Source organism: Limnofasciculus baicalensis BBK-W-15, assembly GCF_024178385.1.
Lineage (GTDB): Bacteria > Cyanobacteriota > Cyanobacteriia > Cyanobacteriales > Coleofasciculaceae > Limnofasciculus > Limnofasciculus baicalensis.
Window position 1 is genome coordinate 1 of sequence record NZ_JAMZMM010000210.1, and the last position, 10,733, is coordinate 10,733.

General features: G+C 40.7%; 5 protein-coding genes. 3 read left to right on the forward strand and 2 right to left on the reverse strand.

Features of this window, described 5'->3' with window-relative positions; translation table 11 throughout:
* The first annotated feature begins 168 nt into the window (after nt 1-168).
* The 3 genes from NJ959_RS18820 to NJ959_RS18830 all read left to right on the forward strand — a co-directional run bounded on the left by NJ959_RS18820 (nt 169) and on the right by NJ959_RS18830 (nt 7,211).
* Entirely contained in the window at nt 169-1,485 is a 1,317-nt protein-coding gene (locus tag NJ959_RS18820) for an ATP-binding protein (protein WP_254013276.1), read from the forward strand.
* Nucleotides 1,486-1,503: 18 nt separating this feature from the next.
* Nucleotides 1,504-4,041, forward strand: a complete 2,538-nt coding sequence (locus NJ959_RS18825; RefSeq protein ID WP_254013277.1) for an ABC transporter substrate-binding protein — start codon at nt 1,504-1,506, stop codon at nt 4,039-4,041.
* A 482-nt stretch (nt 4,042-4,523) separates the two neighbouring features.
* Nucleotides 4,524-7,211 (forward strand): ABC transporter substrate-binding protein, encoded by a 2,688-nt coding sequence (locus NJ959_RS18830; protein WP_254013278.1) that lies wholly within the window; start codon nt 4,524-4,526, stop codon nt 7,209-7,211.
* A gap of 182 nt (nt 7,212-7,393) precedes the next feature.
* Here NJ959_RS18830 and NJ959_RS18835 read toward each other — a convergent pair whose 3' ends face one another.
* Both NJ959_RS18835 and NJ959_RS18840 read right to left on the reverse strand, forming a co-directional pair.
* Nucleotides 7,394-9,064, reverse strand: a complete 1,671-nt coding sequence (locus tag NJ959_RS18835; protein WP_254013279.1) for a GH3 auxin-responsive promoter family protein — start codon at nt 9,062-9,064, stop codon at nt 7,394-7,396.
* A 349-nt stretch (nt 9,065-9,413) separates the two neighbouring features.
* Nucleotides 9,414-10,655, reverse strand: a complete 1,242-nt coding sequence (locus NJ959_RS18840) for an MFS transporter (RefSeq protein ID WP_254013280.1) — start codon at nt 10,653-10,655, stop codon at nt 9,414-9,416.
* Nucleotides 10,656-10,733 lie beyond the last annotated feature (78 nt).

Below are 10,733 nucleotides of genomic sequence, written 5' to 3' on the forward strand. Positions count from 1 at the left end.
TAATAGTAGAGAGATTTACAATATGCCTCTCCGGAAATTAGGTTTTCACTTAGACAGAGTGACAGGGTAAGCGTTTCAGGTTTTTTTTTCGGAGAAGTCTAATAGCCCAAGTTTCTTTTTTAACGGCAATCTGAGCCTTAACTCAATCTTTCCCACATACATATAATCATGCCAAATCCCTTTTTTGTTGGACAAGCTGTTCCTCCACAACGTTTTGTGGGGCGGACATCTGAACTTGATGCGGCATTCGACCAAATCCACAATCGCAGTCACATGGCAATTTGGGGAGGTCCGGGAATGGGGAAGACTTCCTTCCTGGAGAAGTTGGCTTCAACTGAAACCTGGCAACAACATAGACTAGATTCGTCGTCGGCTGTGATTGTTTTAGTCAGTTGTGGGAATATCATTCCCTTCACTCCCGCTGGTTTTTGGCGGGAAGTGCTGAGTTTATTGAGGGAGAAATTGGATAGGGAACCTGCGATACAGGCTAATATTGACACCTTACTGGCAAATCGCACAACAAAAGAAAGCCTACGTCAGGTATTGCGGAAGCTGGGACAAAGTAAAAAATTCTTGGTATTGCTGATTGATGATTATGATGCGGCTCTTCAGACAAATGAGGAATATACTGAAGCGGAAATGGAACTATTCTTGAGCGAGTGCCGTAGTTTGAGTTACCACTCTCAGGAGAGAAAATATCTATCGATGATTGTTGCTTCACTCAAGCGACTGAATGAACTCGGTCCTAAGCTAAATCTGAATAAGTCTCCTTGGTACAATCATTATTTGTTTCAATCACTCAAGCCATTTAATGATACGGAATTCGATCAATTATTGGGTATCCAAAAAACACCGGGATTAGATAAAGACATTCTGGAATTACGCAAGGCTATTCGAGAAATTGCAGGAGGACACCCAGCAATGCTACAAATTGCTGGTTCTTTTCTGTACAGAGAGGTGCGGGGAAGTCAAGGTCAAGTACTGGATGCTCAAGATTTTTCCGCTCGGTTTGAGAGCGATACTAAACAGTTTTTTGACAATACTTGGCGCAGGTGTAATGAGGTAGAGAAGAATCTGTTAATGTTGATTGCTTTGATGGATTTGAAGGGTCGCCTCCATAAGAATAAAAAATTTGATTTGAGTGACATTGATATTATTTTTAGCCAAAAAGAGCGGGATTTAACCAACCTGGAAGAGCAAGGAGTAATTATCCGCAAAGTCCATGCAGGGAAATCGGAGTATTCTTTCACTTCATCAATAATGAAGCGGTTGGTGGTTCAAGAATTGTGGAATACGAACAACTTACAAGACAGAGAAAAGATATTTTTCAATCCGATGAGTCATGGTCAAGCCAAGAAAATCACAAATACAATTCAATGGCTGTGGAAGAATAAAGATCAGGCACTATCTGCAATTGAATGGTCTGGCAAGCTGTTAGCAGCATTGCCGACAGGAGCGATTAAGGGCTTATTTAACTGGAAGTGAATAAATAAATAAATAAATATGACTAATCCTGAAGGTAGGAATCGTAATCCTTATATTATCGGTCGTCCAATTGATGAACCGGAACAGCTTTTCGGACGGCAAAGCTTGTTCGGCTTTATTGAGGATAATCTGAGGCAGAATGTAAAATTTATCTTGTTACATGGTCAACGACGTATTGGTAAGTCGTCTGTACTAAAAATGATTCACCATTTTGTTGCCAAGGATGAGTTTTTCTTTGTTCACTTCAATCTGGAAGACAAAAGTCAGTCAAAGTTGAATGAGATTTTGGCTGAACTTGCTACAGCGATTGTCGAACAACTAAATATAGATACAATACAACCGCCAGATAGTGGAGAATTAGAAAATAAACCCTTGCTCTATTTTAGTAAGTTTTTGTCAGAAGTTTATCAGTCACTTCACGGCAAAAACCTCGTGTTATTGCTGGACGAGTTTGATGTTGCAAGTCAAGAAACTTTCAGCATCGTAGAACAAGGACTTGGTTTCTTTTCCTATTTAGAAAAACTGTTACGTCAGGAGGAAAAATTATTTATTATTCCAGTAGTGGGTAGGCATGTGGGGGATATACCAAATCTGGTTAATTTATTTGGGAGTCCGCCAAACCAAAAAATAGGTTTACTGGACGAAACAAGTGCTAAACGGCTAATTACTAACCCAGCAAAGGGGGTGCTAAACTATGAAGCAGATGCGATAAACGCAATTCAGGAACTGTCAGCAGGACATCCCTATTTTACTCAAGTAATATGTGATAGTCTTTTCAAGGAAGCAAGGATTACAAATAACTGGACGGTCACTCGTGCTAATGTAGAGGCTATTATAGACAAAGCAATTGAGAGTGGTGAAGGAGGGTTGGCATGGTTCTGGGATGGATTGCCTATTCCGGAACAAGTGGTTATCTCAGCAGTAGCAGAAGCTCAAAACATAGCTATTAAGAAAAACCAAGATTTTCCGGAAGACTCGTTAACGATTCTTGGAAACTATGGAATTAGCCTCACAGATGACTTGAGAGAGGCAGCTAAAAGCTTGGAAAAAAAAGGTTTCTTAGATGATACGAAACGTAGAGTCAAAATTGAATTAGTTCGTCGTTGGTTAGTACAACGTCATCCACTGCCACAAAAAAGCGAATACAGTAATAAGTATAAACGTAAGGGATTTCTGATCGGTACAATAGCAGCAGCAGTAATTGTTCCCCTTTTAGGCTTCGGTGTTTATCAGTTTTCAACTCCTTGTCCCGCAGGTAAGAATAAAGAATTTGGTATTCTATGTGTACAAGATACAAGTAAAATTAGTCGTGGTGAACGTACCTTCTTTCCTACTACTGGTAACACTAATCGCGATTTGGGAATTGACGCATTCAAAAAACACAATTACTCCCAAGCTGCTCAATTTTTTAAACAGGCTGTAGCAGATAATCGCAACGATCCAGAAGTCCTGATTTACTACAACAATGCTCTAGCCCGCAAACAGGGTTCTCGTTTGACTATAGCTGCGGTTGTCCCAGCAGATAATAAAGCTAACCTCGCTAAAGAAATGTTGCGGGGTATTGCCCAGTCTCAAAATCAATTTAATCAGAAAGGTGGATTAAACGGTAAATTACTAGAAGTTATCATTGCCAACGATGCTAATGAGCAGGAGCAAGCCAAACAAATAGCCCAGGAATTAGTCAAAGATAAATCCATAATGGGAGTAATTGGACATAACTCCGGTGAAGCAACTAACGCGGCACTAGCTGAATACAAATTAGCTAATTTAGCCATCATCTCTCCCACCAGTACCAGTATATCTTTGCAGGGTGATAATTTCTTTAGGACAGTACCTTCTGATCATCCTGCTGGAAAAAAGTTAGCTGAGTATGCTTCGCAAACCCTGAAATTAAAAAAAGTAGTAATTTTCGCCAATCCTGAAAGTACTTATAGTGACAGTATGCGGGAAGTATTTACAAAATACTTTGAAAAACTAGGAGGTGAAGTAGTTCGCCCGCCACTGATTAATTTGGCAGATTCCGCATTAGATGTTGACAAAGAAATACTAAAAAGTGTGGGGATATATCAAGCAGAGGGGGCGGCATTCTTTCCTGACACCGAACATACTGATGTGGCGCTCAAAATTATCAAATACAATGCGGATTTGATAGCTAGTCCCCAAAATACACAGAAAAAAGGACTAAAGTTGTTAGGTGGAAATAGTCTCTATAACAAGGAGACTTTGGATCTAGAGGGAAAAGCTGCTGAAGGGTTAATTCTAGCTGTGCCCTGGTTTAAAAATAGTCCACAATCAAAAAACTTTTCCCAAGCCGCAGCGCAGCAATGGGGAGGAGAAGTTAGCTGGCGCACTGCCACTAGCTATGATGCTACTCAAGCTTTGATTAAAGCTTTGTCTAATAATCCCACTCGCGCCACGGTTTTACAACAACTGAAAGAGGTTAATCTGCCAAAAGAGGAAACTTCGGGTGAACCACTAAGTTTTGGATCGGGTGAGCGAAAAACTCAACCTATTTTGGTTAAAATTAAGAATGGTCAATTTGAACTGGTACAGTAGTTATTTAGCCAACACTGAACTAGTGTTTCGGAGCGATAGTATAAGTAAGCAACCCCGGTCTAAAGACACGGTGGCTCTCAGCTAAGAAATTAGTCGAAGCCGTGCTTACCAGACCACTCCCAAGAGTAGCCGTTATTTGAGTCACGACACCCTGTGGATGCGTAGACTTCGGCGTGAGACTTCGGCGTGAGCGCTCAGTCGAACGCGCTCAGTCGAACGCTAGTCCCTTGCTCTGTCGCTGTCAGTTAAACAGTTCTAAGGTCACGCTTTACAGTGCTTTCAGCCTAACAAGCTCAGATAACAGGTCAAAGCTAACTTTACTCGAAAGAGATTGGAGACAACCATATCTCCACGGAGGAGCAACCATACTCCTCCGCCCCGCAAGGGGTAGGCGGTTAAAACCGCTGCCGCGTTTTCCTCTCTGGTCTATAGCTTGCTTCCCGCAGGGTAGACACAGAGTTTCCAACGACGGAGGTGTTTTTATGATGACATATCCAACAGTTCTGAGAAATCCTTACATCATTGGTCGTCCAATCGATGAGCCAGAAAAGTTTTTCGGAAGGGAACGCTTGTTCCACTTTATTGAGGATAATCTGAGGCAGGGTGTAAAATTTATCTTGTTGCACGGTCAACGGCGTATTGGGAAGTCGTCTGTACTCCGTAATATTCCTCATTTTGTTGGCTCGGATGAGTTTGTCTTTGTTCCTTTTGATCTTGAATTCTACAGTCAAGAACCCCTCAGCAGTATCTTGGTAGCCCTAGCTCAAGACATTATTGAACACCTAGAGTTAGATGCCGATAAGATAAGGCTGCCTTCAGTAGCCGAATTAGAAGCAGAACCATATATTTTTTCGAGTCAATTTTTGCCCAAAGTTTATGAGGCATTGGGTGAGAAAAATTTAGTCTTGTTGCTGGATGAATTTGATCTCTTAGGCATTGACTATTCAGTCCCAGTATTTGAAGATTTTTTTCCCTATTTACAGTCTATTCTAGAGCTAGATAATAAACTATTCATCATTCCATTTGTAGGACGGCAATCACTAGATATGCCGAATTTACTCAGTCTAGTTAAGGGTGTGCCATGCCAAGAAATTGGCTTGCTCGACGAATTAAGTGCTAAAAGGTTAATTACTAAACCAGCAGAGGGGGTGCTTAACTATGAAACAGAGGCGATAAAAGCAATTCTAGAACTGTCGGCAGGGCATCCCTATTTTACCCAAGTAATAGGCTTTGCTATTTTTGGCAGAGCGCGGGATCTAGAGAAATGGCAAGTCAGTCGTGAAGATGTAGAGAGTATTGTAGACAAGGCAATTGAGAGCGCTGAAGCTGGCTTGGCATGGTTCTGGGATGGACTGTCTAGCACGGAAAAAGTAGTTTTTTCATCTGTAGCGGAGGCACAAAAGATAGCTATTGAAAAAGCAGATAAAGTTCCGCAAGACTCATTAAATCTGCTAAAAAAATATGGAGTTTACCCAAAAGATTCACTTGTTAAAGCAGTCAAACAACTGGTTGAATTTGGTTTCCTGGATGACACAGGACGAAGAGTAAAAATTGAATTAGTCCGCCGCTGGTTGGTGCAACGTCACCCACTACGGCAAGAGCTAGAAAAAGTAAAAAAGTTAGAGAAGTCTGAGTCAAACGAAGCTAATAACATATACATTCATACTCACCAAGGATCAGGAATAAAACAAGAGCAAGAAATTGAAGTTTCTGATAAGGGGGCTTTGGTGTGGCTGGGGAAAAAACACCATAGTCTGCCTCAACCTCGACAGAAGCGAATTCTGTTAAGCTCAGTGGCAGTGATAGGATTAATCTCTGCCGCTGTAGGTTTTGGCGTTTATCAATTGGCAACTCCCTGCTTACCTAGTGAAAATAAAAAATTAGGTATTTTCTGTATAGCAAATCCGATAATTAATATTAGTCGTGGTGAACTTACCTTATTTCCTATTACTGGTAACACTAATCGCGATTTGGGAATTGAAGCATTCAAAAAAGGAAATTACTCCGAAGCTGCTCAATTTTTTAAACAGGCTGTAGCAGATAATCGCAACGATCCAGAAGTCCTGATTTACTACAACAATGCTCTAGCCCGCAAACAGGGTTCTCGTTTGACTATAGCTGCGGTTGTCCCAGCAGATAATAAAGCTAACCTCGCTAAAGAAATGTTGCGGGGTATTGCCCAGTCTCAAAATCAATTTAATCAGAAAGGTGGATTAAACGGTAAATTACTAGAAGTTATCATTGCCAACGATGCTAATGAGCAGGAGCAAGCCAAACAAATAGCCCAGGAATTAGTCAAAGATAAATCCATAATGGGAGTAATTGGACATAACTCCGGTGAAGCAACTAACGCGGCACTAGCTGAATACAAATTAGCTAATTTAGCCATCATCTCTCCCACCAGTACCAGTATATCTTTGCAGGGTGATAATTTCTTTAGGACAGTACCTTCTGATCATCCTGCTGGAAAAAAGTTAGCTGAGTATGCTTCGCAAACCCTGAAATTAAAAAAAGTAGTAATTTTCGCCAATCCTGAAAGTACTTATAGTGACAGTATGCGGGAAGTATTTACAAAATACTTTGAAAAACTAGGAGGTGAAGTAGTTCACCCGCCACTGATTAATTTGGCAGATCCCAAACTAGATGTTGACAAAGAAGTACCAAAAAGTGTGTGGAGATATCAAGCAGAGGGGGCGGCATTATTTCCTGACACCCAACATACTGATGTGGCGCTCAAAGTTATCAAATACAATGGAGATTTAATAGCTCGTCCCCAAAATACACAGAAAAAAGGACTAAAGTTGTTGGGTGGAAATAGTCTCTATAACAATGACACTTTGATTCTAGGGGGAAAAGCTGCTGAAGGGTTAATTCTAGCTGTGCCCTGGTTTAAAAATAGTCCACAATCAAAAAACTTTTCCCAAGCCGCAGCGCAGCAATGGGGAGGAGAAGTTAGCTGGCGCACTGCCACTAGCTATGATGCTACTCAAGCTTTGATTAAAGCTTTGTCTATCAATCCCACTCGTGCCACGGTTTTACAACAACTGAAAGAGGTTAATCTGTCACCACAAGAAACCTCTGGCGAATCACTAAGTTTTGGATCGGGTGAGCGAAAAACTCAACCTATTTTGGTTAAAATTGAAGGGGGTGAATTTAAGTTAGTCGAGTAGCCAAGCTGAAAACAATTTCACCCTCCACAACTAATTATGACTGCAACAACTCAATCTCCCTTTCCACCTTTAACCCACCTAAAAATCTCCTTCTTACTCAAAAACCTCTGCGTACCTCTGCGTTAACCTCTGCGCTCTCTGCGTTAAAAAAAGATAATATCCCCACACCCATAAACTCCATATCACAACCCAATCTCCATTTCCACCTTTAACCCACCTAAAAATCCCCTATCCTCAGTAATATGAGGAAACTTCAACTGAGAATCCGGAACCCCCCTTTCCAATTGTCGCTGACGAAGAATCGCAAAACTACCAGGCGCAAGAATCCGCAGGTGTGGTGCTGGTATAGTATCTTTGCGACTAATTTGATAGTGAGTATTAGCTTCCTTTAACTTATCATCAAAACTGGCGAGAAAAGCTTGAGAATTCTCCAAAGCTTGCCCTGCAACTAGTTCAATATTCACCAAATAGCGGGCGGGAAAATCATCCTCTGATAAAGTCAGACAAAAATCCTCTAATAGGATATTAAATTCCTGTTGTAAACTCTGCATAACTTGGGTAGCATGAGATTCGGTAGTTTTCTCAGTGGTGGAAGAAATTAATCCGCCCAGTCGATGACGAAAGACAATTAAAGGTGCTTTCTCATAAAATCCCACTACTTCTATCACATCACCAATATCGTAGCGGAAAAAACCTCCATAATTACTCACTAAAATCCGATATCTTTGTCCAGGTTTTACTTCAGTTGCCAGTAAGGTTTTGGGATGTTCGGATTGCCATTCATCTTGAGGGATAAACTCAAAAAATCCTGTTTCAATAGCCAAAACACTGCTATCATTATCCAATTCTGGATACATACTAAAGGTGGCTTCTGCCGATGAAAATACTGCCCCAAATACAGGTATATCGCCAAAATAACTAGGAAAACGTTCAAAATAGAAATCTGAAGTACCACCTCTAGCTGTACCCACAAAAGCTAATTCTGACCAAACTTGTTTGGGTGTTAATCTTCCTTCATTTTTAATAATTTCTCGTAATTCTTTAGCACGGCTAGGATTAGCTACCCACTGAAATTCTAGTTGTTGGCGTAGAGATGTTTCCAATTCTAACCATGGCGCAATAGTACCTTTTTCAATATCTTGAATTAATTCTTCCCCATATTTTTCTAAATAGTTACAAGTACGAAGAATAAGCATGGGGAAATTAGCTATTATACCCCGCAAATTGCGATCGCACAAAGCAAAAAGCAGACAAATATAGTGCCGCGCCAGACTATCGCCTACGAGAAGAGTTTCAAAGGGATTGGAGAAAAGTTGCTCGTAGAGGCGCTTATCCATCCGCATTACCCCAACGCTAGCTGGACCATAATCAATGCCACCACTAGTTTTTCCCCAAATTTGGGCCGAATTAGTCAATAAAACTTTACCAAACTCCTGCCCACGCCGACGTAATGCGTCACTCAGAAAGCCCATACTAACGAGATTAGCATTACGGAGAATATTTTGCGATCGCCTAGTCGCAGGAATTAGTTTCTTTTTACCCGTCGAACCACTAGTTAGGGTAATATAAACTATAGGATCTGGTGTTAATAGATTTGCTTCCCCAGCAGCGCTACGTTCAATATATGGTTCATAGCTACTATAAGGGAGAATGGGGATTCTTTCTTGGAATTCTGCAACAGTTTTAATTTCCCCTAATTTATACTTGCGCCCCACTTCAGTATTTTGATACTCTCGTAATAATGTCAGTAAGAATTTTTCCTGTACAGCGGCGGTATGGCGAGTTTGGCGCAGGAAGTTGGCTTTAATTAGTCGCGTTGCGGCTATCAATAGGGGTAAGAAAAGGTTTTTCATTCATGTCTCATAGAGCGGGCATATTAATTGAACCATATTTAGGGAAATTGCGATCGGATATGCTGCGATCGCAGTCAATTTAAAGTACAAAGGTACTATCGAAGCCTATCTACAGATTGGAGTGCAATGGTATCTAGCAATAATCGGCTGTTTTACACTAAATTATCTAGGATTCATCAATGACAGAGGATTGGGTACTGGAAACGAATCGGAAGTCAAAGTTACAAATTTACTTTCCTGAGCATTATAAGCAAAAATCTTTCCTGTTTCAATGTCATAAAACCAAGCATGAAGAACAAGTTTACCGCTACAGATGCTATCTGTACGCTGTGTTACCGCAACATAGAATTCATTCACCTAAAATCCGATCGAGATACTGCAAAATTAACATACCCACACCCACACTAGCGGCTGATATTAACCAAAAACTATAAACGATCCCACTGGGTTGATCTAGTACCCAACCCCCCAAAGTTGGCCCAATAAAATAGCCAATTGCCCAACATTGAGAGTTAATTGAAAGGTAAACTCCTCTCAATGATTCAGGCGCTAATTCTACAGCAAACGCCGAAGCTGAAGGAGTATAAGATACCATTCCCAGCGATAATAATCCTAATCCCAAAACCGCCCAAATTAAGGCATTATTTGATACTACTCCCGTTACCCAAATCAATACAAATCCTCCTCCCCACAATAAGAGAGATAACATTAAACCGCGCGGACGGCTAAACTTATTAATAAAACGAGCCATGGGTAGTTGACAAAGGACAGCAAATACAATATGCCAGGTAAAAATAGCACTAATAGTTGTGGAAGAGAAGCCTTTATCTATCCCTGCTGATGAAATAAAATTAGTGAAATATAAAGGAATAGTGCTTTGAATTTGAGCCAAATAAGTAGTGAAAAGAATATTCACCAAAACGAATACCATTAAACTGCGATCGCGAAATGCCACGCCCCAACCTTGATGGAATTTTCGCGACTCTTTCTGAAACTGATAAGTTTCAGGAACAGCAAAATAAATAATCACAAAAAACACTACAAAAGAAACACTATCAATCAAAAATAAAGCGCGATAACTCCCAGAATTAGCAATCAACGCCCCAGCTAATACCACACCAATACCCAAACCCAAACTATCTGCCAATCTGGTAATAGCAAAAGCCTCATTCCGCTGTTCATTTGTCGTCAAATCGGCAACGGCTGCTTCTGTTGCAGGCCAATATAACCCAACTCCCAAACCCATTAATAAATTCCCAATCACTAAAGTATGGAAATTATAAGTTAGCGCTAAAACCACATCCGCTACAGCAGAAATTGCCGCTGAAAGTAATAAGGTACGTCGTCGCCCCCAAAACTTAGAATCAGCAAAGGAACCACCTAAAAAGCGACCAAATACCCCTGCAATTGAACCACTACCCAGACTAATTCCTACTGCTGTGGCAGTTAATCCCACTTGATTTACAAAAAAGATTGAAGCATAAAATAGGGTAAATCCTGTACCAATTTGCGATAATAATCGACCAAGAGCGAGAATCCAAACCTGATGATTTAATTGTGGTAGCCACGAGGGTAGTTTGCGATTGAACATGGGGAATGGGGAAGAAAGTTTTAAGTTTTGAGTTTTGAGTTTTGAGTTTTGAGTTTTGAGTTTTGAGTTTTGAGTTTT